The sequence below is a fragment of the Roseiconus lacunae genome (assembly GCF_008312935.1).
Taxonomy (GTDB): domain Bacteria; phylum Planctomycetota; class Planctomycetia; order Pirellulales; family Pirellulaceae; genus Stieleria; species Stieleria lacunae.
Genome location: NZ_VSZO01000001.1, coordinates 1,594,151 through 1,618,685, shown reverse-complemented (window position 1 = coordinate 1,618,685; position 24,535 = coordinate 1,594,151). Strand labels below are relative to the sequence as shown.

General features: G+C 57.2%; 11 protein-coding genes. 7 read left to right on the top strand and 4 right to left on the bottom strand.

Annotated elements, in window-relative coordinates; translation table 11 throughout:
* Positions 1–7: 7 nt before the first annotated feature.
* Both FYC48_RS06065 and folP read left to right on the top strand, forming a co-directional pair.
* A complete protein-coding gene (locus FYC48_RS06065) occupies positions 8–562 on the top strand; it encodes an LptE family protein (protein WP_149495683.1) in 555 nt (184 codons plus the stop codon).
* 74 nt (positions 563–636) lie between these two features.
* Positions 637–1,518 carry a dihydropteroate synthase gene (gene folP / locus FYC48_RS06060; protein WP_390622108.1) on the top strand — a complete coding sequence of 294 codons (882 nt, stop codon included), beginning with the start codon at positions 637–639 and terminating at the stop codon, positions 1,516–1,518.
* Positions 1,519–1,587: 69 nt separating this feature from the next.
* Here folP and FYC48_RS06055 read toward each other — a convergent pair whose 3' ends face one another.
* The gene (locus FYC48_RS06055) at positions 1,588–2,538 is read right to left on the bottom strand and encodes a DUF6807 domain-containing protein (protein WP_160149351.1); all 951 of its coding nucleotides are present in this window, start codon (positions 2,536–2,538) and stop codon (positions 1,588–1,590) included.
* Between the two features lie 220 nt (positions 2,539–2,758).
* Between FYC48_RS06055 and FYC48_RS06050 the strand changes: the two genes are divergently transcribed.
* The 4 genes from FYC48_RS06050 to FYC48_RS06035 all read left to right on the top strand — a co-directional run bounded on the left by FYC48_RS06050 (position 2,759) and on the right by FYC48_RS06035 (position 21,428).
* Positions 2,759–3,022: a transposase gene (locus tag FYC48_RS06050; protein WP_200836539.1), complete on the top strand. Its 264-nt coding sequence runs from the start codon at positions 2,759–2,761 to the stop codon at positions 3,020–3,022.
* Between the two features lie 241 nt (positions 3,023–3,263).
* Positions 3,264–3,542: an integrase core domain-containing protein gene (locus FYC48_RS28790; RefSeq protein WP_149495877.1), complete on the top strand. Its 279-nt coding sequence runs from the start codon at positions 3,264–3,266 to the stop codon at positions 3,540–3,542.
* A gap of 626 nt (positions 3,543–4,168) precedes the next feature.
* Entirely contained in the window at positions 4,169–20,701 is a 16,533-nt protein-coding gene (locus FYC48_RS06040; protein ID WP_160149350.1) for an SdrD B-like domain-containing protein, read from the top strand.
* Positions 20,702–20,756: 55 nt separating this feature from the next.
* Positions 20,757–21,428, top strand: coding sequence for a hypothetical protein (locus tag FYC48_RS06035; protein ID WP_149495680.1), 672 nt, complete (start codon positions 20,757–20,759; stop codon positions 21,426–21,428).
* Positions 21,429–21,658: 230 nt separating this feature from the next.
* Here FYC48_RS06035 and FYC48_RS06030 read toward each other — a convergent pair whose 3' ends face one another.
* On the bottom strand, positions 21,659–21,871 hold the full coding sequence (locus tag FYC48_RS06030) for a hypothetical protein (protein ID WP_149495679.1): 213 nt from the start codon (positions 21,869–21,871) through the stop codon (positions 21,659–21,661).
* Between the two features lie 2 nt (positions 21,872–21,873).
* On the opposite strand from FYC48_RS06030, the gene FYC48_RS28605 reads away from it, so the two are divergent.
* Positions 21,874–22,002: a hypothetical protein gene (locus tag FYC48_RS28605; RefSeq protein ID WP_261345058.1), complete on the top strand. Its 129-nt coding sequence runs from the start codon at positions 21,874–21,876 to the stop codon at positions 22,000–22,002.
* A 128-nt stretch (positions 22,003–22,130) separates the two neighbouring features.
* On the opposite strand, the gene FYC48_RS06025 is transcribed toward FYC48_RS28605, so the two are convergent.
* Complete coding sequence (locus FYC48_RS06025; RefSeq protein WP_149495678.1) at positions 22,131–23,738, bottom strand: Rne/Rng family ribonuclease; 1,608 nt, start codon at positions 23,736–23,738, stop codon at positions 22,131–22,133.
* Complete coding sequence (locus tag FYC48_RS06020) at positions 23,735–24,532, bottom strand: TIGR03936 family radical SAM-associated protein (RefSeq protein WP_149495677.1); 798 nt, start codon at positions 24,530–24,532, stop codon at positions 23,735–23,737. The genes FYC48_RS06025 and FYC48_RS06020 overlap by 4 nt, the downstream gene beginning before the upstream one ends.
* Positions 24,533–24,535: the final 3 nt, after the last annotated feature.

The following is a 24,535-nucleotide window of genomic DNA, read 5'->3' as shown; positions in this document are numbered from 1 at the left end:
CCTGGCAATGGATGGTTCACTGTTGAATGCGAAGTCCCGTGCGCTTGTCGCGATCGCCCTTGGCGTGATGTGGATGACGCTATCGACCGGTTGCGCGACGTATCGGTTTGGCGCCGACGCGCTTTACCCGGTTGGCATCCAGACGATCCATATTCCAGTCGTCCGCAACGAAACGTTCCGCCCCGAACTTGGCAAGCAATTGACCGAAGCCTTGGTGCGTGAAGTCCAGCGGCGGACGCCGTATAAAGTCGTCAGTAACCCGGCCGCCGATTCGGTGTTGTCATGCACCATCGTTTCGCAATCGAAAACAGTGCTCACCGAATCCCTCAGTGACGATCCGAGAGCCCTCGATACGGCCGTGACGGTACATGCGAACTGGACATCAAGAAACGGTCAACCGTTGATGCAAAACAGCGTCGCCGCTGAAGCCGGTGACCTCACCGGCTTCAGCCAAAATGCCCGCTTCGTCCCCGAAGCGGGCCAATCGATCGACACCGCGAATCTACAAGCGATCGAACAGCTTGCCGGTCGAATCGTTTCTCAAATGGAATCGCGCTGGTAAGCCGAACGGCGAATCACCAATCCCGACAGGCCCGGCGTGTTGTCGAGATCAGGCGAGACGGTCAAACTGTGGCGATGACAACTTCATCCACCTCGCCGATTCGGCCCGACGTCTGGAACTTGGGGACGCGAACCCTCTCGCTACAACATCGCCCGCTGGTGATGGGCATCCTAAATGTCACCCCGGATAGCTTTTCCGATGGCGGTCGACACAACGAGCTTCAACGGGCGATCGAAGTCGCCCTGCAGATGCAGGACGACGGGGCGGAGATCATCGACATCGGTGGGGAAAGCACGCGTCCCTACAGTGATCCCGTCGCGACCGACGATGAACTCGGTCGCGTGCTACCGGTCATCGAGGGCTTGTCGGGTAAACTCACAATCCCGATCAGCATCGACACCAGTAAAGCCGCCGTGGCAAAGGCCGCACTCAAGGCCGGCGCCGAGATCATCAACGATGTCACGGGTCTGGAAGGCGATCCTGAAATGTTGGACGTCGCCGTTTCCAGCGGTGCCGGTGTGTGTGCGATGCACATGAAAGGCACTCCGCAAACGATGCAAAATGATCCCTGCTATGAAAATGTTGTCGAAGAAATCTACGACTACTTGTGGCAACGATTACAAGTGATCGAAGCCGCCGGCATCGCCCGTGATCGTATTTGCTTGGACCCAGGAATCGGGTTTGGCAAGACACACGCACACAATTTGACGCTGCTGCAACACACCGCCCGCTTCTGTGATCTCGGGGTGCCGATCCTAATCGGACACAGCCGAAAAGGGTTCGTCGGCAAAGCGATTGGCGACAAAGCCGCCGATCGCGATGCGGGCACACTGGGCGTCAGCTTGGCGGTTGCAACGATGGGAGCCGACGTGATCCGCGTTCACAACGTTCGCATGACCGCCGACGCGCTGAAACTTTTCAACGCCGTGCGGCCATTGCACGCCGGAGACGCTTGAGTGATACCTGAGCGAGCAAATACCTGAGCGAGCAATGCGAACCCGCTCGGGGACTTGATCCGATCGCGATTACTTCGCGTACTCTTGATAACGCTCGGAAATCTTTGCCGATTCGACGTCTCCGGGATGGAAAACAAAGCGGTACTTGAAAGTCATCTTTTCACCCGACTTAAGTGTCATGTCGCCGGTGCCGTCCGCTTTCTTTTCGAAGTCATGAATGCCGAAGGGATTGGCGGCTACCAAGCCATAGTCACGAGCGTGCCACCACGTCGGGTGCCGAGGATTGCCTGGATGATCAAAGATAGCGACACCGACCGTGTCTCCATCGATTTCGCCCCAGTAATCAACCCAAGCGGCGCGCTTGCCCCACATCGCAGCGCCACGAACACCTTCGCTGTTGACACTTTGTCCGCTGACGGTGTGGTTGCCATGTTTGGGTGATGCTTTAAGCCTCAGATTTGGATGGGTACGGATCCCCATGGTGCCTTCCTTGGTATCGCCAATCAGGAGGTCTCCCGAGCTTGCGATCCAAGTGACTTCGTAGTCGATGAAACGAGCGTCACCGATCGTTCCGAATCGGATCACTCGTTCGTCGGTGCAAACGGATTCGCCATCGGCACTACGCCAATCACTGGTGGTCATAATCGAATCACCATCAATCTTCAGTGACGTTGAAACCTGCTTGCCAACATTTTTGATCGTCTGCCCCTCCGGTGATTCCATCCAAAAGCGAACACCGTTGACTTCGTCGTGCGTGTACCAAATCGACTTGTGGTGGGGGTGGTCGCTGGCTTCGTTCTCGACCTCTTTAACCATCGGATAGTTCCGCGTCATCGGTTTGTTACCGGGACCGATAACGGGATACAAGATTGGCTTGGCGTAGCCGGTGTAGCGGTACTCAGTAAACGGTTGGCCATCAATGGTGACGACGGCTTTGTTGCCATCGTCGACGATCTTTACGTCACCTGCGAAAACAGCGACAGGAAGCAAGGCAAACGCCCAGGCTAGGATTCGATTCATCGATTTAGATGCAATGCGAGAGGAGGGACGGATGAAGGAAGGTCCCCGCATTGTAATCGACCGGCCGCCAGACCGTCACGGCTTGGACAGGCAGGTCGCAACCGCGGTCTGTTTCACAAGCAATCTGAACTCACGTGTCGGACTTCGGAATGCTTTTCTTCAGCTGAATCGGAAGTTTGCTCCTGATCGCTTACCCTACAGTCCGAAGGAGGACATCTCGATGGCACGATCTCGAAGCATGTTCACCGCCCAAGAAAAAGCCGCTGTCGTGAAGCGATACTTAGTCGACAAAACGCCCGTTTCTGACCTCTGTGACGAGTTTGGGCTGCAACCCACTCAGGTTTATCAGTGGCAGAGAGAGCTCTTTGAAAACGCCGAAGCCGCGTTTACCAGGCCCAGCCGAAAACGCAAGGCGGACGACCGCAAAGACAAGAAGATCGAGGCACTTGAGGCCAGATCCTGCAAAAAACGAAGTCGTCGCTGAACTTCTTCAGGAGCACGTTCAGCTAAAAAAGGACTTGGGGAACCCTTACTGGCGCGTGGGGCCCCATGACACGCGAGACTCCATCGTCGACTACATCGAGTACTGGTCCAACCGGGCTGAGACGCCCGCCAAGCAGATCGTGAAATGGATCGGTTTAATGGCAAGAAGTCCAGGAAGGGCACTGGCTTTGGACAGCCCGCGAAACCTCACGATCAAATGACGCACGTGAAAACGTCCCCCTATTTCCCTGCAAAGCAATGGCAAGATTGAGCGTTACCACCGCCCGATCAAAAGCAATTGCATCCGCGAGAAGTACATTTCTTCACTGGACGACGCGCGTTCAATCGTCACGGAGTATGTACGGCACTACAACGAAGTTCGTCTTCACAGTGCCATCGGGTGCGTGACGCCGCACACGAAACTCGCCGGTGCGGAAACGGAAGACTTCGCTTCACGCGACCGCAAATTACAGGCCGCACGTGAGCAACGTCGAAAGCGACGTCAGCAGGCCGCTGCTTGACTGCGGTCGTTGTGAGCGCGAGATAAATTGCAACCGCTTGGTCGGAGGATAGAGCCCTGATGAGGACCAATTCAAGCGCCGTGCCAAGTGAAACGTCGAAGGGCAGCGGCGTCTTGTGATGCCGCCACTGTTTCCTTCGATGTTTCGGTCAATGCGAAAAAACTTCCATCCTGGATCCAACGTCTATTCGGGTTTGGTTCCACTGTCTGACGTTTTGAAACGGGACTCACTTCAACTTGAGCCCCACTTTGCTTCCCCTGTTGAATAACAGCGATCTCGATCGACTCCAATTCACGCTGAACCAATACACAATACTACTGTCAGAGTTCGCGGCAACAGGAACTCGAAATTGACGATCGAGTAGTTGGGAACAGGCCGGCAGCAAACCATTTGTACAATATTCCAAAGGATTTCATTAAGAACTACGTAGCCGACCCCCAGTGCAGTTGCACCGCCACTCTGACTCCTCTACCGTAACGACCCATCAGCGGGGATACATGCGTTTCTAAGGCGTGGGGGAGTTTGCTATGCGACGCGGTTTGTTTGGGAACGAGAAGATTCGGAGTCGACGAAGAAGGAAACTCGCGCGGCAGATTTTGGGGATGGAGGGTCTGGAGGATCGCCGCATGCTTGCGAGCGATACCGTGCTGCTCGACTTCAACAGTCAGCAGGACGACCTCAGTCAAAGCCACGGGGACTTGGTGTTCATTGGACCGAAGGGCTTTCAGATCACGTTCACCGACGACGAGTCCAATGGTACGTCGGGCGGCAACGCGGCCGGCGTGCATCTCACCAACGATAACTTCGGCAACATTAAGGTCGGTAGCCAAAACGATTTCGTCCTGGGAGCCTTCAACACGACCACCGGTCCGAACAACTTTCACACCAGCGGGATCGTCGCGCAGTTCAGTAAAGGTGTCGATTCCGTGTCTTTCGATGACACGGATGACGACACCTCACAGAAGACTCTCTTTGCATATGACGCGGAGGGGACGTTGATCGGACAAACCGCGTCGGACTCGATGACCCGATTCAGTATCAATACGTCGGCGACCGGTGGGCGACTTATTCACTCCGTCGAATTTGATACCGAACCGGGAACGGCAGGCGGAAGTTTCGATGGGACGTACTTCACGATCGACAACTTTGAAGTGACCTACCGTTCGGCAGAAGCACCTTTGCCGAGTGTCGACGGCGATGGTGTTACAATCGACCTCTACAACGGCATCGGCGGCGGCAGGGCACCACTGCCGAGTGACATCGCCACACGGGCTCCCAGTGGTTCAACGCTCAGTCCCTTTATCGATTTCCCGCGTCCCGGTTCCGTCATCAACGTTGGCAATTCGTTCAACTCCTTCTTTGCCGACACGACAACCCCTCCGGATCAGGTCGCGGGATTGTCGGCTCAGAATTTCATTCTGGATATTGATTTCTATCTGGGGATCACAGACGAGATGGATCTCAACCCGGCGACCGAGGACATCGATCTCACAATGTCGGTAGGAAGCGACGATGGCTTCCATCTGACGTTCGACAACCAATTCATTGGGTCGACCGGTGACCGTGGTTTCAGCTTCTCGGGATTCAACTTGAGCGTCCCCGAGGAAGGGCTTTATCCGGTAAATCTGCTGTTCGCAGCGAACTCGGTTGGCCAGAGCGGACTTGAACTTTGGTGGAACACGGCGTCGACGGGTTCACAATTGATTCCTCAGTCGGCGATGTATGTCGATCCGAATGTCGGCAACCAACAGATTACGTTCGAAGAGGTGCCCATCGGGACGGCGGTCACGGACCAGTTCTCAGACAAAGGGATCTTGTTTGAAACATCGGGAGGTCTCGAGGTTACCAATGCGTTCCCGACCGACTTTGTCCCTGTGTCTCCTTCGAACGTATTCGGCGCGTCGACGCCCAATCCGGCGGAAACGGGAAAAGTGTCCTTTACTTTTGTCGTGCCAGGGACGACGACACCCGCCTCGACAGATCTATTCAGCTTCTACGCACTTGATGCAGAAGCGATTGGCGTGACGGCAACGGCATACGATCAGACGGGAGCCATTCTATTCTCCGACACGTTTAACGCAGGTGGCGCAACACAAGAGTTGGTGACCATCGCCACGCCGGGCATCGCTCGTGTTGACCTCTCACTGGGATCCACGACCGATACTTCCGCGATCGACAATGTCACTTTCAACACGCCAATACCGCTGCTCGCCGATCTCGCCGCGACCCCTGTTACTGATTCCTTGCTGGCTCAACCGATGCAGCAAGTCACACTGGATTACTCGATCGAGAATGTGGGTTTCGCGGCGACAACGACCTCTCGCGTTGATGCGGTGTATCTCTCTACTGACACTCAAATTGATCCGGGTGTCGACTTGCTTTTGCGCAACTCCGTCGCCAATGACATTATCAATCCAGGGGAGCAACTCCCCGTGTCGCGCACCGTCCAGCTGACAGGTATCGCACCCGGGGAATATTTCCTGATCGTGAATGTCAACGACGATCAACGCATTGCCGAGCCGAATTTCACGGACAACATCACCGTAGTCCCACTCAGCATCCCAGCGTCGGCCCCCGAGATTGTCTCGCAAGTTCCCAACGGCTCAACGAGCGACGATATTTCTCGGATCACGCTTAATCTATCCGAACCGGTTTCGGTTGCCGGAGCCAATGACACGGACAACTACGTGCTGACCGATCTCGGCCCAGACCGCCTGCCGGGCGGCGGTGACGACCAAGTCATCCCCGTTGCCCCGACGTACCTGAATGGAACAGACGTGATCGATCTAGCACCGGTCCAGGGCGGTGTCGTTGACTTGGCCAATTGGGTCGAACGTGACTACGCGACCGGTGGTTCCGGCGATTGGCGAATCGAAGGTGGAGGATCCAGCGTCAAGCAATACGTCAACGGAAGCCCCACGTTCTTTGTCAGCGATTTCGACTTCATCGACCGTGAATTCACCGGCCGAATCAAAGTGGAAACCTCGAGTGATGATGACTTCATCGGTGTCGCGTTCGGCCTGAGCGTCAACCCGGACAACAATCGACCGGATAGCTACTATCTTTTGAATTGGAAACAGGGGAATCAGAGTTCGGCAGAGGAAGGATTTAAGCTCCTCAAGATCACTAACTCTTCAACCATTTCAGCGAGCACCGTGAATGACTGGATGTGGAATGGCGAAAACGCCACCTCCGGCGGTGCCCAAATTCAAGTCTTGGAGCGGCTTACAAACACGACGGTCGGATGGGCCGACAACACCGAATATGAATTTCGTTTTCGCTACGAAAGCAACGGTGACATCGATGTGTCGGTCAGACGGAGCAGCGATGGAGCTGTCTTTTGGCAACGATCTTTGAATGACCCGAACGCCTTGGGTGCCGGAAAGATCGCCTTCTACAACTACAGCCAATCTTCTGTCCGCTACAGCGGATTGCGTCAATCAGAATTTTTGGAAGAGGGGACCTACCAGCTATTGGTCGCATCCGGGGCCGGCGCTCTAGAAACCAACTCCGGTGTACCGCTCAACGGCGACCCCGACGTTCCCGGGTTCGAAGACTACATCAGCACGTTCACCATCGATCAAACGCCTCCGATAGTTTCGGACGTCGCCATCTTGCCTGTCGGAGCCGCCGTCGATTTCTTTGACGCGGGCGGCGTGGATCCTGCAAGCGCCCAGTCCACATTGAACTACACGCTGCTGAGCAGCGGTGGAGACGGCACGTTTGGAGACGGCAATGAGATCTCCATTCCGATCAACTTGGCAAGTTACGCCAACTCCTCAGCACTTCTGGCCACTGATGCGCTGGGTGACGAGGTTTATCAGCTCACCATTGATGGGATCGTCGACAGTGCCGGCAATGCCTTGGAGACGCCCTACACTGCGACACTCAATCTGCTGACCGGTCCGGCCATCGGATCCATTGATCTGCAAACAGTAAGCGACTCCGGCGTATCCGACTCAGACAATCTGACCAACGATGACACACCGACATTCGATTTGTCTGTGAACAAGGCGGGACTTTTGGAGGTCGACCTGGACGGCGATGGAGTCACGGACGTCTCCCAACTTTTCACCGAACCAGGCACACTTGCGGTCGAGACGGCGCCGCTGACTGACGGGCGCAGAATTGCATCCGGCGATTTTTTCCCAGCCATTGGTGACCCGGTCTCGTTTTCCCTGCCTTTCACAATCGACACGCAAGGTCCGTTCGTACTTCCAGGTTTTGCCGAAGAGCAGGCTCCCCTCTCGTCTCGCCAGATCATCTTCAATGAAGACATCGATGTGTTCAGCATCCTTCCGACCGACATTGTCATGCTGGATCCAAACCTTTCGGTTGTCCCGCTGACATCCGCCAACGGCATCGGGAACGCGTTCACGTTCGGGTTTGCTCCGATCACACTGCCCGGCACCTATCAGATCACGGCGTCAGCCGCGCTGACCGATCTGGCCGGCAATCCGGCCAACCAAGATCAAGACCTCCTCAATGGAGAGCCCTTTGACGATCGTCCCGCCGACACCTTTAAACTGCTGCCGGACATCACCCCGCCGGAAGTCGTTTCGCTGTTTCCGACCGGCGTCATCAACAGCGACGTGGACGCGTTGTTCCTGGAATTCGACGAAGCGATCTGGCCGGGATCGTTCTCTGTCGACGACGTCAGCATTACCGGCCCGAACGGTCAGGTTGGGGTAGCCTCGATCTCGGATGCAGATTTGGTTTTCTTCACCGTTGAACTGACCACGCCCATCTCCGCAGAGGGAGACTATGACGTCTCGATCGGCCCCGAAATCGAAGACCTCAGTGGCAACCAATTGAGCTCAGCGGTCTCGACTACCCTCACACTCGACAAGACAGGACCAGCTGTCGAATCGGTCGTGCCCCATTTCGGCGCAAACGGTCAAGCCGAGTACTTTGATGTAACATTCGACAGCAGCATTCTCGCAGAGTCGTTCACGTCGAATGACATTTCACTTGTCGGACCCACGGGAAGTATTCCCGTCACCGATCCGGTTTGGATCGCCGGCAACACGTTCCGGGTCGATTTCGCGGACCAATCTGCCAACGGAACCTACACGCTTTCGGTCGGCCCCGATATCATCGACCCGGCGTCCAACCTGATGAATCAAGACGGTAATGGAACCGGCGGAGACCCCACCGATGCCTACCTTGATTCCTTTGTCGTCTCCTCCCCTGATTTAGTCGTCGAAAATGCCATTCTGACGCCGGCAATCGGCCTCCGCTCAGGAGAGGCCTTCACCGTTTCGTACGACGTCACGAATCGCGGTGCAACGCAAGTTGGAAGCGGCTTCCACGACCGCGTTCGTTTGGTCGACGTCGACACAGGCGACACACTCGCGGCCACCAACGTGTTCTACGACGCGCCGACCCTCGGGACGCTTGAGCAAGACGAGTCCATCGCGAGAATGGCGACCTTGATGTTGCCGGATGGACCTCCCGGCATTGGTGACTTCGATGTTCTGATCGATACCGATTGGTTTGGCGTTGTCCAAGAAGACAACGAGTCGGGGACAGCCGAGACCAACAATCGCCTCGATCCTCCCCTGCGTTTTACAGCGATGATCAATGATTATCCGGATCTGAAACCGACACAGCTCTTCACGACCGACTCGACCGAGATCATTTCGGGCGAGACGGTCTCGTTGCAGTGGAACACCGAGAACGTTGGCAACGCGTCCGTATCGGATCCTTTTGACGAGCACATTGTGGTGACCGACGCCGGTGGGAATGTGATCGTCGACAGCACGCTCCGCCATGACGCGGCAGACACAGGCAACGATCCTATCGGAGCCGGTGAATCGCAGAGCCGTACATTTGAGTTTGATTTGCCTGACGGTCTCGCGGGCGTGGGCGACTTTACGGTGACCTTGACCATCGATTCGGCAGACGAGGTGTTTGAGTACAGCGCGACCAACGGCGAGTCGAACAATGTGGCAACCACGACGTTCGCCTCAGCGCTGGGCAACTATCCGGATTTGATTCCGCAAGCAGTTGAGGCCCCCGCCTACATCTTCGCCGGCACACAGATGACGGTCACTTGGCAAACCGCCAACCCCACGGACCTGGACGCGAGCGGAAGCTGGATCGAGGAGGTCGCTCTCGTGAAGAGTGACAGCGAGATCGTGCTAGGTGAATTCCCCGTAGAGGAGGCGCTGATACCGGCCTTCCAGTCCTTGAACAGAGTGGAGCAGTTCACGCTTCCCCAAGGAATCGATCCGGGTGAGTGGTTGATTCGGGTCAGCGTGGACAACGATGACACGTTCTTCGAGGTGGACGAAACCAATAACACGGCGTTTGCATCGCTGGGAACGGTCGTTCCGGTAACGTTGACGCTCTCGTCACCTACGGTTTCCATCGCCGAGGACGGTGCACCGATCAATGTTCGACTGACTAGAAGCGGCGACGTCGACGATGCTCTCACGGTCAACATCGTGAGCGACGACGAGTCCGAATTGGACGTGCCGGCACAGGTCACGATTCCCGCCAGCCAGCTTTGGGTCGAGTTCCTCGCGTCGCCCGTGCAAGACTCCACTGCCGACGGCGATCGGGTCGCGAACGTCACCGCAAATATCCTGAATCCCGACGGATCCGAATCCGCCAATTATTCGCCCGACACGATTCCCTTCACCGTCACCGACTCCGCGGTTCCCGAACTGACACTCAGCCTTGCCGTAGCTGAAGTCGATGAGGGCGACAGCGTGACCGCAACGGTAAGTCGTGACATCAGCGTCAACAGTGAACCCATGTTGGTCACGTTGCGAGTCAGCAATGACAGCCAGCTCGATGTGCCGATTAGCGTTTCCCTCGATGCGAACGAGGCTTCGACCACCTTCGACGTGCTGGCGCTCAGCGACGAGCTCGTCGAAATCGATCGGGCTTACACCGTCACAGCGAGCGGATTTGGGCAGGACACCCAATCGTTGTTGGTGCGCGATGTCAATCGAAAAGACCTGACCGTGACAGTCGATCCGTTCGTGATCGAAAACTCAATCTTCCCCAGTGTCGGTCGTGTTACCCGTCCGGTTGCTACTGATGTCTCGCAAGTCATCCAGCTCCGCAGTGGAGATCCGACCCGCTTGACGGTACCGAATACCGTCACCATTCTTGCCGGCCGGGACTTCGTCGAGTTTCCCATGTACCCGGTGGACAACGTCACCCAAGGTGACTCGGTCAACGTTGCGATTGAGGCTAAGGGCATTGACCCGATCGACCGCAGCACGCCGGTTCCGCCGGGCGGATCGTCTGTGATCGAAGTGCGTGATAATGACAGCCCGACGCTGACAGTCACGCTTGATCGTGGGCTCGTCAACGAGGACGCGGTGAATCCCGCCGCTCGCGGCACCGTCAGCCGAAACACCCTGGACAATTCCGAAGCGTTGGTCGTCACTCTGGCGTCGAGCGATACAACCGAAGCGACCGTGAATTCAACCGTCACGATCCGGGCGGGCGAGAGTGAAGCGGAATTTGACGTCAATGCCGTCGATGACTTCACCCCCGATGGACTTCAGTTCGTGACCGTCTCCGCCGGAGCGGGCGGCTTCAATACCGGCTCGGCAATCCTAGTGGTGTCTGACGTCGACAAACCCGATTTACGGCTGTCGGAAATCTCCGTGCCCGAAGCCGGCCTAACGGATCGCGTTGTCGATGTCGTCTACAAGATTCAGAACGAAGGCCGACAACCCGCACCGGCAGGTTGGACCGACCGAATTTATCTGTCGACCGATCCGATTCTCAGCGACGCCGACACGTTGGTGTTCGAACACGAAATCGATCAAACCCTGGACGTCGGCGCCGAATTGACTGTTACGGCACCGGTCATGCTGCCCCCGGACGTCGGCGAATACTTCTTCATCGTGCAGTCGGACGTGAAATTCGATGTCGATGAAACGCTTGAAAACAACAACCGCGGATTCTCCCAAACCATCGATGTCACAGCCGAGTACTTGGTCAATGCGTCGACGGAAGTCGAACAAGCCGTCATGGGGACACCGGTGGCGATCGAAGGAGCGGCCACCCTCGCCGACAGCGGCTTGCCCGCCGAAAACGCGGACATTGTCGTCTTTGTCACTAGCGAGGGTGGCTTCGTGCGACGCATCAACGCGACGACCGATGCCAGCGGGCAATTCTCCGCAACGTTCACGCCGCTGCCGGGTGAAGCCGGTGACTACGCCATCGCGGGCGCACATCCGGGCGAAACGAGTCCTGCGTCACAAGACGAGTTCACGTTGATCGGCATGCGGGTGCTGCCACGATCGACCAGCCACCAGATCAAAGATGGAACCTCACTGACCCAGAACTTGCAACTGGTAAATCTGAGCGACGTTGATTTGACGGCGATCAACTTCGAAATCATCGGCGCCCCGGCGAACCTCGATATCGACGTCTCTCCACCGGCGTTCGCACGGTTGGTCGGACTAGACACCGAGACATTTTCCTACACCATCGATGTTCTCAATGACTCCATCACCATCGCCGACTTCACCATTCGTGTGACGGCCTCGGAAGGTGCCACACTGGACGTTCCCGTTTCCGTGACGGTCACTCCGCTGATGGGCCGACTGACCGTGCCATCGCGAATCGACGAGGGAATGTTGCGGGGACGCTTAACCCCGATCGACTTGGAAATCACCAACGACGGTGGTGCGTCGACCGGCCCGATCGACGTTTTGTTACCGCCGGCACCCTGGCTCTCGGCGCCATCCCAAATCGAGTCACTCGCGCCAGGAGAAACCACGAAGCTGCAATTGGTACTCAACCCCGACGCGAGTCTGCCTCTGGGACCCTACTCCGGAAGTCTCGTGCTGAGTCCGACGAACGCGTCTGCGGTCAGCATTCCGTTCACGTTCACGGCGACATCGGATGCCACGGGCGGCCTTCGAATCACGGTCGTCGATGAGCTGACCTACTACGGCGCCGATGCCGCCAACGTCGAAGGCGCCACCGTCACGCTGACCAATCCATTCACGGACGAAGTCGTCGCGTCGGCCGTCACCGATGCCACCGGTATCCTATTGCTGGATGCAATCCCTGAAGGCAACTACGAACTGGCCGTATCCGCCGCAGACCACCACACAACACGGTCGTCTCTGGTAATCGAGCCCGGTGCGACCATCGAACGAACCGCCTTCATCAAGACACGACTGGTCACGTACAACTGGAATGTCGAACCGGTCGAATTCGAAGACCGCACCCGCGTCACGATCGAATCGGAATTTTCGACCAACGTTCCGGTTCCGGTCATCGTGGTGGATCCAGGCCAGATTGACCTGGCGCAGGTTGAAAACGGGTTCCAGCAGATCGAGTTCACGATCCGGAACGAAGGCTTGATCCAGGCCGAAGATCTACGTTTGGAATTCCCGAGTCACCCGCTTTGGGAGATCACGCCGCTGATTGACAACATTGACGTCTTGCCCGCCAAGAGCTCGGTCAACATCCCTGTGATTATCCGTCGCATCTCGTTCGATGGTTCGGCATTCCCCAATGACCTGTTGGCCAACAACCAGGGGCCCTGCTCGTTCACCGCGACGATCAAATGGATCTTGCTTTGCGGTCCGTTCGGAATCCCGTACTCCGTTCCGATTCCGGTTTTGAACGCGCATGGTAACTGCGGCAACACTTACTCCGGATCCGGCGGCGGAGGAGGTGGTGGTGGCTTCGGAGGTGGAGCTGGTGGAAATATTGGCCCCAGTCTTAATAACCCGGTCTTCAACTACAACCCACCCGAGGAGTGCGATTGCGTCAAGCGAAGTCTATCTTTGTCCGTCGGCGTCCCGATTCCGCTGAAGGACTTCAGCCTCGGCCCAGTTAAGGGGGAGGTCAAAGTCGAGTCGAAACTGGAGGTGAAAGCGGAAACATGTTGTCCGGAGGAAGACGGCGCGACCGGACTCAAATTCTCTGGCAGCGCGGGCATTACCGGCGAGGTCGGGTTAACGTATTTTCTTGCCGGTGGTTCAATCTCCCACACCGAGGTTATCGGCGGCTATGAATACTCGTTCGAGATCACTGCCGGAGCCCCCTTGGAAGTGAAGGGAACGGTGACAGGGTCGGCGACCGTTGAAAAGGAGTGTGATGGTGAATTTAAGGCCTGCGGTCAAGTCTCAATTGGCCTTGGCGCGTCGATCGGGCTAAAGGCAAGTGTATCGGGATCCAGGAAGCCCGTCGGTGGATTGCGCGTTGAAAAGTATGGCGGGGAGGCTTCGATCTCTCTACAGACGGGGGTCTCCGGTTCGGTGCAAAAATGTGTGGGCGAAGAAACCACTGGCAAAATTTGCTTTGACGGGGTCAAGTTTGTTGCCGAAGCAAAACTGTTCATTGGAGAGGAAGTAGTCGGCGTCGGTTTTGAGCAGGAAATTGCAGGGGCGAGTTGCATCCCCGAGTCGACGGCAACAAGTGCGCTTGATGCGTTATTCGAGGATCTGTCTGATCCACAAACGCTCGTCAACGCGTACGACGGCACCGAAGAAGACTTCAAAGCTGCGCTTGGAATGCATCCTGATTCGTCGCTCGGCCAACCAATCACGATCAATGAGGACGGTACGATCGAAGATCCGCCGCCGGCGGATCATTCCCTGTTCCGCACCACGAGCGATGTGTGTGCCGTGGTTCGATTGCGTCTGGAACAAGACGTGGTGCTCACCCGAACAGCGTTTGAAGCGACACTCGAAGTCAACAACGGGGCCGCGTCTCGACTCGAAGACTTGCAGGTCTTCATCACAGTGATCGATGTCGCCAGCGGCGACATCGTGGACGATCGATTCGCCATCAGTGAGGCAATTGCGTCCACTTTCACGTCGTCTCCCGACAGTTCCGATGAGCTTCCGCTCTGGGACTTGGCCGCCGAAGCGTCCGGCGTACTGAAGTGGACGCTCCTACCGACCGACTTGGCAGCGCCCCAAGGGCCGACCGAATACACCGTCGGCGGCTTGATGACGTACACGCTCGATGGCGAAACGATCAATGTGCCGCTCTACCCGGCACCGATCACCGTCTTTCCCGACGCGGCTCTCGAACTGAAGTACTTCCACCAACGCGACGTCTTCAGCGACGATCCGTTTACTGACGAAGTCGAGCCCTCGATTCCCTACGACCTGGGCATCATGGTCAGTAACGTCGGAAAAGGAACGGCCAACAATCTAGAAATCGTCTCGGCGCAACCGCAGATCATTGAAAACGAAAAGGGGTTATTGATCGATTTCGAAATAATCGGTGCCGATGTGAACAACGTGCCACAGCCGGAAGCATTGACGATCAAGATGGGCAACATCCTGCCCGACGAGACTCGTGTCGGTCGATGGCAACTGACGTCGACGCTTCAGGGTCATTTCGTTAACTACAGCGCGTCCTTCGAGCACCTGACCGGGTTCGGCGATCCGAGAACCTCCATCGTCAAGCAAGTCGAGATTTTCGAAACGATCCGCACCGTGCGAGACACGCGAGACGGAGCCGACGATTTATACGACTTCTTAACCAATGACGTCGACGATGAATTCGATCTACCCGACACCGTCCACCTCAGCGACATGTCGGTCCAACCGGTCGGCCGCGGAAACCTCCAAGCGGTGCTGAAGAATCCTGTCCTGGGTGATTTGGTCGCCGAAATCGATGTCACCATGCCGGACGAATTCGGCTATCTCCTGATCGACGACCCCGGCGACGGGCAATACCTTCTCGACCGTGTCGAACGCGCCGACGGAAGCGTCGTTCCCATCGACACGAACGTTTGGTTGACCGACCGCACCTTCAAGACGCAAGGTGAACGTCCGATCTACGAGAACAAACTCCACCTGTTCGATCATGGCGGATCCAGCGGCTACCGAATCTTCTACCGTCTCGATGACGAAGTCGCTCCCGTCCTGACCGACATCATCGACGTCACCCCCGACCCGCGAGACGCCTCCGTTGACACGATCCGAGCTCAATTCAGCGAAGAGATCAATACGTCGACATTGACGTTCGAAGACCTGGGGCTGACCCGAAACGGAACCGTTGTCCCGCTCGACGATTCGATCATCATTTCTGATCTTGGTGACGGACTCTACGAATTTGGTGGCCTCGCTAGTTTCACATCACCGGCCGGCGTCTACCGATTCTCACTGGATGCCTCCGGAGTCACCGACTACGCGGACAACGTCGGCCTTGGAGCCGAAGTCGATACGTGGACCAACGGAACGGCGCCGGTTTACGTCGTCGCAATTGACCCGGGGTCCGCCCGGCAAAACATGCCGGTATCCCAAGTCGATGTAAGCTTCTCGGGGGACATCAACCCGGCCACCTTCGACATCGGTGACCTTGCGCTGACGCGAGACGGAACACCGCTTGCCGTCGACGGCCTGAGCATCGAACCCATCAGCGATCAATGGTTCCGGATCTCGAATTTCGCTGATCTAACAGTCGCCGAAGCCACCTATGCGATCAGCGTCGATGGCACGGGCGTCGCCAACACAGCGGGAACACCCGGCTTGGGCTTGGAAATCGCGACCTGGACCTTCGATGAAACGGCCCCGGCGTTGATTGAATTGGAGCAACCGGAAACGCCGCGCAAGATCGTCGAACTCGAGTTTGAAGTCGCCTTCGATGAACCGATCGATGCCGGCACATTTACCCGCGACGACGTGACCATGACCCGAAACGGAGGAGTCAACTTGATTGACAGTCTCGTTTCGATCGAGCAGGTCACGGAAACGACTTTCCTCATCAAGGGAACAAACTGGAATCAAGGCCTGGAAGGCAACTACGAACTGACGGTCGATGCAAGCGGTATCGCAGACCTCGCCGGCAACCTCGGGCAGAACGCGTTGACGGTCAACTGGGTCATGGATTTCACCAACCCGCTGCCGCCGGAGAATCTGGCAATGACGCCCGACACCGGCGTGAGTGACACGGACGGACTAACCCGAAGTCGCGAAATCACGCTTACAGGAACATTGGCCGAAACAGGCTTGAGTGTCCGACTCGTCGACGAAACGCTGGGGGAAGAACTCGGCTATGCGACCGTTGACGGAACGACCTTCACTCACACGTTTGCACTGGGAGATGGTGTCAACCACCGCATCCGGGTGCGAGCGATCGACGGTGCCGACAACATCGCCGACGCAGTCTTCGACATCGTTCTAGACGAGACATCCCCCGTCGTCACACTCACCCAGGTAGCGCCCGATCCACGCGACACGCCCGTCACCAGCCTGGACTTGTTCAGCAACGAACCGATGAACTGGTCGTTGCTGTCGCTCAGCGACTTGGTGCTCACGCGAGATGACGGCCCGAACCTGATCGACGATTCGGTTTCAATCGACGTCCTTTCGGATTCGTTGGTTCGGCTGTCAGGCCTTGCCGGGCTGACCAACCTGACTGGAGCTTACAAGCTGCAAGTCGGCGGCGGACTCGAGGACCTCGCCGGGAACTCCCCCGATTCCAATGTGATGACCCATTGGCGGAACGTCGACGACCAGTTGGCTCCGATCAGTTCGGTCGCCGACGGAGGCCAGGTCAACACGCCCAGCTTCCTGGTTCAGTGGGGCGGCGCCGATGAAGACGGTGGCAGCGGCTTGGCCTTTTTCGACGTCTTTGTCTCCATCGACGGAGGAAACTTTCTGTTGTGGCAAGATGCGACCACAGCAATCTCCGCAACATTCGACGGCGAGTTTGGTCGGACCTACGCGTTCTACAGCGTAGCCACGGACTTCGCCGGCAATGTGGAAGCCGCTCCGGTTACCGCAGACTGGCAGGTCGAGGTACCGCTGGGCGAAGCCACCCTTGGCGACTTCGTTTGGGATGACGCCAATTTCAATGGAGTCCAAGATCTCAACGAAGCTGGCGTTGCCGGTGTCACCGTCGAACTGTTTCGCGTCGACCCCGCGGGCGATGTTTCGGTTGGATCCACCGCCACCGACGGAGACGGCTGGTACTCATTCGGAGGCTTGGATCTCTTCAGTCAGTATTTCCTCACCTTCGCAACCCCAGACGGCTACTCGTTCACGAAGCAAGACATCGGAAGCGATTCGACCGACAGCGATGTCGACTTCCTGACCGGATCGACCGATCCGTTCAACGTCACCAACGGACTCAACAATCGTTGGGACGCGGGACTTGTCCAATCGGGATCCATCTCGGGTGTCATCTGGAACGATGTCAATGGAGACGGCCAACGCCAGAGCGGTGATTACGGTCTTCAAGGATGGACCGTGTACCTGGACAATAACGACAACGGCTTCCTGGATGTTGGCGAACCTTCACGCGAGACCGATTCCGACGGACGGTACACGTTCGACAGCGTTCGCCCGGGAAGACACGTCGTCGCGGAAGTCATCGAGAGCGGATACACGCAAACCTTCCCCGGTGCCGCCGGCGCTACGGACAACGAAACTCATACCGGCGACACGTTCGTCAGTCGATCGTACTCGTTCGACGGGGGATCTTCGCTGACCTTCACCCCGGGACAGGAAATCGCAGGCCCCACCGTCCCCGAAGCGTCTCAACTGGTCGGACTGAATGACTTCTACGACGATCCGGACTATAGCGGCGTCGATGGAAGCGGTCATTCTGTGGTCATCATCGATACCGGAATCGACCTCGATCACGCGTTCTTCGGCGGAGATCAGAACGGCGATGGCGTCGCCGATCGAATTGTCTTCCAGTACGACTTCGCCGATGGCGACAACGACGCGTCCGACCACTCGGGACACGGATCCCATGTCTCCAGTGTGATCGCGTCTCAAGACGAGATGTATCAGGGTGTCGCTCCAGGATCGGACATTATTCATCTGAAAGTCTTTGGAGACGACGGGATCGGATACTTCAGCTATGTCGAGCAGGCATTGCAATGGGTGATCGATCACGTCGACACGTACAACATTGCCGCCGTGAACCTTTCCGTGGGCGACGGATTGAATTGGACGCAGCCGCGAGGTCTTCATGGGATCGATGACGAACTGGCAGTCCTGGCCGGACAAAATGTGATCACGGTTGCCGCGGCCGGAAATACCTACGGCCTGACAGGAATTGAAGGCTTGGCATACCCGGCTGCTGACCCGAACACCGTCTCGGTCGGTGCGGTCTGGGATGCTGATCGCGGCGGCCCCTGGGGATCCGGAGACAACGGAACGGACTACACGACCGCCGCCGACCGAGTCACCAGCTTCTCGCAACGCCATGAAGAGATGCTGGACGTGCTGGCACCGGGGGCACTGATCACGGCCGCCAATGCCATGGGCGGCGTCAGCACGATGCGAGGCACCAGCATGGCGACGCCGTACGTCACGGGAGCCGCCGTGTTGGCCCAACAGATCGCAACGACCACGCTCGGACGTTCACTCTCCACCCACGAATTCCGTTACTTGCTGGACGCGTCGGGTGCGGTTGTGATCGATGGCGACGACGAAAACGACAGCGTGCCGAATACCGATGCCACATTCCTGCGACTCGACTTGGTGGCATTGGCGGACGCCGTTTCCTCGTACGACGGATCCCAGGCGGTGGATCCGACAAGCCCAGACAGCGACGGCGCTGGCGGCGAAGTCGGGCCCTCGGCGGGAGGCGGATTCCGTTACACGATCGAGTTGGCACCGGGACAACACCGAGATGACATCGACTTCGGAAATCAACCGGTCGACATCACCGGCCCGTCCGTCCTGGACGTGAAGGACGTCACTCCCGATCCGCGGACCACAGCCGTGGACTTCGTGGATGTCGTCTTCGATGAAGAAGTCGACTTGGGCAGTTTCAGTTTTGAAGATGTCACGCTCAGTCGCAACGGCGTCAGTGTTCCACTGGACGCGACCGTAACGAGCTCATTGGTAAGTGGCACGACGTATCGCATCTCCGGTCTCGGTTCGTTCACCGTTACCGAGGGCAACTACACACTCGAAGTCAGTTCCGCGGCCGTTCAGGATCCGTTCGGAAACAGCGGAACTGACTCGGCATCAGACACTTGGACCACCGACACTTCAGGCCCGACCAGCTCGGTGCAAAGTCTCACTCCTGCTCAAACCGCGAAAACCTTCCCCGTCAACGTGTCCGGCTCAGATACGGCCGCGGCCGGATTCGGGTCAGGCATCGCGGCCTACGAAATTTATCGGCTGGTTAACGGAACCGCGTGGGAATTCTGGACCACAGTGACGGCCAATAGTCCGCTGGCCATGTACACCGGCGAGAGCGGGGATTCGGTCGGCTTCTACAGCATCGCGATCGACGCGGCAGGCAACCGTGAATCGAAGGCGCCGACGATCGAAGCGGGAACCTATGTTCCGGATCTCGACGCGCCGGTAACCCAAGTGGATGCCGTCGATTCCACGAACCCGACATTCAACGTTTCGTTCAGCGGAACAGACGCGGGACCTACCGGACTTCAACACTTCGAGGTGTTCGTCTCTGTCGACGGTGCCGCGGTACAAAGCCTGGGGACGGTCGCGGCCGGATCGCCTGACGGATCGGGTGTCTATTCCGGATCGATTGCCTATCAAGCGATTGCCGATGGCACCTCGCACTCGTACCGGTTCTTCACCACCGGAACCGACGGAGCCACCACGGCGAACGTGGAGACTCCCCCGGCTTCACCGGCGGACGTGACGATCGATGCCCTCTTCGAAGTTCCGGCGTTTCTGGAGGCGACCGACTTTGACGTTCAACGCGGCGCGATCCAGCGATCGTACATCCGCTACTTGGATGTCACGTTCAACACGCAGGATTTCGGCGACATCATCACCACGCTCGACGATTCCGACGCGGGGAACGACCGCCTCCGTCTGTTGCGATTCAACAACGACGGATCGGGCCCCGGAGACGCGGTGGATCTGACCGGACGCGCGACCGCGGTGGACCAAGTGATGGAAATCGATTTCGGCGAGCAAGGAATCGGGGGCGACGCCAACTCCGCGACCGGCGACGGCTATTACCGACTCGAAATGGACCTCGACGGCAACGGCTCCTTCGAGACGGTGAAGGCGTTTTATCGCCTGCTCGGCGACGCCACCGGCAATCGCTCCGTGGGATACGAGGACACGTCCCCGATCTTCCTGAACTACTTCGCCGCCGGGCCCCTGGATAGCGATCTAAACGGCGACCAACTCACGGACTTCAATGATTATCAGCGGGTGATCGACAACCTGAATCAGACAATCGACGGCGGGCTGCACCTCGATGATTAGAAATTCGTCATATTTTGCCAGTGGGGATCGATCGGCGTCCCCTGACGATTACACTATGTCCACCTATTCTGACGGCAACGACTCCGGGAACGTTCTGATGAATCTACGAAGTACGGTACTTGCTACGCTTCTTCTTTTAGTGTCAGCCACAGCCGCCGAGGCGGGACTGATCATCAAAGGCGTAGACACGACGATTCAACAAGGCGGCACGGGTTTCGTCGACTTCACGATCGAGTCTGACTCGCTTGACTTTATCGCCGGGTTTGGATCTTCCTCGGCGATTTTGCCTGCACCGACAAACACGTCAGGTAGGAGACTCGAATTCGCCCCGACGAAGGTGCCGCCGCTTGGCACCACGGAGTACGTTTTTGACGGCGTGAGCGTGAATCAGGTTACTGGCCTGGAGTTCATGCCGGCACCGCCATTACTGAACACCACAATCAGTTTCGCCGACGGTGTGGTCACACCTGTTCCTGTATCGCTGTCTGCGGGCACCGTGAAGTTGTTTGCGCGGTTGCAATTGACCACCCTAGGTCCCCTCGCACCCGTCGCGGGAGATGCCTTCGATGTGAGGATCACCCCGTTTTTCCCAACCGCGAGCGGTTCCGACTTAACCGCCAGGGTCGAAGTTGTTGCATTCTCCAACGTAATTCCCGAACCGGCGAGTGCTGTAGTTTGGGCACTCCCCGGAGTGGTCAGTGTCTTCGGCCGACGACGGCGAAGGTAGCCGTTGTCAAAGTTCTTTCGTCCAGGTCCAGGCTGGAGTTCGGAACGTCGATGGCCTTGGATGAGGAAGAATTTAACGAGGTCAGCACCGAGTAAAGCTAGCTGGTTCTTTAATGTGCGAAAGCTGTCTAAAGGACAAGTCGACTCGCTACGGAAATGACGCATTTAAAGGCGTGTACCACGCTCAGACATCACCACGTCTAGCTACGGCCGGTTGGACAAACTTCACCATCAAGCACCTTGACTGAAACGACCTCGGTCCTGGAGACCGAGGCAACATTCGACACTCCGGTGGCCGATACCGGAGTAGCCGTGGGCTTTTCCGGATACCGACGCGAGTTGTGCGGAGTCCAAACTCGCTTCGGTTGCTTCGTCCCACGTGAAGATTGAAGCGACGTCGAACGCTTCGGTGGCGCGCAGCTTTGCGAGGTGCAGAAGGTGCATACATGCAACTCCTGAGTTTGTTAGACAGTGCCGAAGATGGGCTTGATGCGGGGACTTCAGGGCAGCACGCGGTGCGCCAGATGCAGGTGACCAAGTATCGGACCTTTGCATCGGGGATGGGGGCGTTCTGATTTGCCTCCTACTCTTTGGTGAAATCCGCGGCTGGTTGAAGCTTGGTGGAACATCGGCGCAAAAGAAAACCCCGTGGATCACGGGGTTTTTGAAGTGTTCAGGACGCGAAAGGAACGCTTGTGACGACCTAGGAATCGATTTCGACTCGTTCGCCCTGGGCGTCACGGCAGTCCATTTCCAGGTGCTCGGGGTACAAGCCTTCGCTTCCAAGGATTTGCACGGTCATTTTCCCGGCGTCTTCCATCTCCATCACGCTACGGCGTTTTTGGTTGTTCAGATGTGCGGCGACGGTGTCGTTGACGCGGATGGTGACCCGTTGGATGTGTTCGTTCTTGACCGCGAGGGCGAGCATCCGAACGACTTCGATCGACATGCTTTCGGCCGTCTTGACCAGACCACGCCCTTCACAGCAGGGACAGTCTTTGTAGATACTTCGCTTCAGACTTGGACGGATTCGTTGCCGGGTCATTTCGACCAGTCCGAACGGGCTGGTACGTAAAATCTTTGTTCGCGCCCGGTCGTTCTTCATCGCATCACGAAGTGCCCGTTCGACCTTGCGCCGATGGCTCTCCTTTCGCATGTCGATAAAGTCATTGACGATCACACCGCCAAGGTCGCGAAGACGCAGCTGCCGGGCGATTTCTTTGGCGGCGGCCAAGTTCAGCCGAAACGCGTTTTCCTCGGCCGACTCTTCGCCACCGCGGAAGTTTCCACTGTTGACGTCGATCGCGACCAAGGCCTCGGTGGGATCGATGACGATCGAACCGCCGTTGGGCAGTTTGACTTGGCGTTGATGGATCTTGATGATTTCGCGTTCCAGTTTGTAGCGATGGAACAGCGGTTCGGGGCCTTCGTACAGTTTCAGACGATCGACGACCCGTGGCATCACCATTTTCAAGAATTCGCGAGCGTTCTCGTACGACTGTTTTTCATCGATCATGATGTGATCAATGTCGTCGCTGTAGATGTCGCGGATCGTTTTGATGATCAGGTCGCTTTCTTCGTAAAGCACCCCCGGGCCGCTGCCGCTTTTGACTCGCCGGACGATGGTTTTCCAGAGCCGGATCAGGTAATCCATGTCACGGCCGAGTTCTTTCTCGCTGCGACCGGCACCGGCGGTACGAACGATGAAGCCCAAACCCTTGGGTGGATTGAGCGATAGCAGGCAGCGACGCAAACGCTTGCGATCGTCTTCGTCCTCGATCTTGCGGCTGACACCGACACGTTCGAGGGCAGGCATGAGGACAAGATAACGTCCGGGAATCGAAATGTAGGTACTGAGGGTCGGGCCTTTCGTACCGATGCCTTCTTTGATCACCTGAACGAGAACTTCGTCGCCCCGTTTAAAGATCTCTTGGATCGGAGGCTTGATGCGGGGGCGCCCCCCTTTGAAGGCTCGCTTGGAACCACGGCCGGACTCGCGAGCCCGTTTGGCCGCCGCTTCCGCCATCTCGTCTGATTCGCGTTTGATTTCTTCCGGGTCGTAACCGCCCTGACGAAAGTATTGCGGTTCGACGTCGCTGATGTGCAAGAACCCGTTGCGGCCGACACCAAAGTCCACGAAGGCGGCTTGGATCGCGGGCTCTAAATTGACAATTTTTCCGCGATAGATGTTTCCGGCGTAGGCTTCGACACTTTTTCGTTCGACGTACAGCTCTTCGAGTTTTCCGTCGTGCAGAATCGCGATGCGGCTCTCCTCAGGCTGGAGCACGTTCATCAACATTTCTCGTTTCATTGAAGCACCTCTTCGGTGTGATCGCCTGCTTGGGGCGTGTTGTGTGCAGATGCGAATGTATTGGGATCGGTGGGCGTGACTTCGGAAGCCAAGACCACCTCTGTTCGAATGATTTGCGAACCGGCGGCGATCCAATCGGAAAGTCCGATCAGGTCTAACACGTCGGTCGGCTTCAGCGTGGCCGCATCAGATGCGGCCAACGAAAGTTCGAGGTTCTCGCCGAACGTCAGCGACAACACTTGTTCAGAGACTTGAACGGTCAACGGCTTCTTCTTGCGAGTCACCGTGACGGATTCTTGTTTTAGAAAGGCGTCGATCCGAGCTTCGATCGCCGCCTCATCGACATCGATGTCGCCTAGATCCGGATCGGGGCGAGAGATGACGTAGTCGGTTCGTTTGAGCTTGGCCTTGCCCGATCCGGCCGGCATGAACTGGACACTTTTAATTTCCAGCCCGGGCTGATGGTCGCTTCGCAAACGCGCCAGTAGGTCGCCGGCTTCGAGATGTTCGGCTAAGTCGAGTTCGACGACCTCGTCTTTCCCGCTGATACCCAAGGCAAGTGCGGACGGAAAACTAATCCGTGGCTTGGGGTGAAAGCCTTCGGTCATCGAGAGTTGCAACTGCGCACGACGAAGCAATCGCTCCCACAAACGCGCAAGGTCACGATGGCTGGTCCAACGCAACAAACCTGTCTTGGCAAATCGAATTCGATATCGCAATCGCAGTGGCGCCGGCGGTTGCGGCGACTCGGCGGGCGAGGTCTGGTCTTGGGAATTCGATTCAGAAGAGGACATCAA

Excerpts from the sequence above, each read along its gene's own strand:
- FYC48_RS06065 (WP_149495683.1), top strand. The coding sequence starts at position 8 with ATGGATGGTTCACTGTTGAATGCGAAGTCCCGTGCGCTTGTCGCGATC.
- folP (WP_390622108.1), top strand. The coding sequence starts at position 637 with ATGACAACTTCATCCACCTCGCCGATTCGGCCCGACGTCTGGAACTTG.
- FYC48_RS06055 (WP_160149351.1), bottom strand. The coding sequence starts at position 2,538 with ATGAATCGAATCCTAGCCTGGGCGTTTGCCTTGCTTCCTGTCGCTGTT.
- FYC48_RS06050 (WP_200836539.1), top strand. The coding sequence starts at position 2,759 with ATGGCACGATCTCGAAGCATGTTCACCGCCCAAGAAAAAGCCGCTGTC.
- FYC48_RS06040 (WP_160149350.1), top strand. The coding sequence starts at position 4,169 with ATGCTTGCGAGCGATACCGTGCTGCTCGACTTCAACAGTCAGCAGGAC.
- FYC48_RS06035 (WP_149495680.1), top strand. The coding sequence starts at position 20,757 with ATGTCCACCTATTCTGACGGCAACGACTCCGGGAACGTTCTGATGAAT.
- FYC48_RS06030 (WP_149495679.1), bottom strand. The coding sequence starts at position 21,871 with ATGCACCTTCTGCACCTCGCAAAGCTGCGCGCCACCGAAGCGTTCGAC.
- FYC48_RS28605 (WP_261345058.1), top strand. The coding sequence starts at position 21,874 with ATGCAACTCCTGAGTTTGTTAGACAGTGCCGAAGATGGGCTTGATGCG.
- FYC48_RS06025 (WP_149495678.1), bottom strand. The coding sequence starts at position 23,738 with ATGAAACGAGAAATGTTGATGAACGTGCTCCAGCCTGAGGAGAGCCGC.
- FYC48_RS06020 (WP_149495677.1), bottom strand. The coding sequence starts at position 24,532 with ATGTCCTCTTCTGAATCGAATTCCCAAGACCAGACCTCGCCCGCCGAG.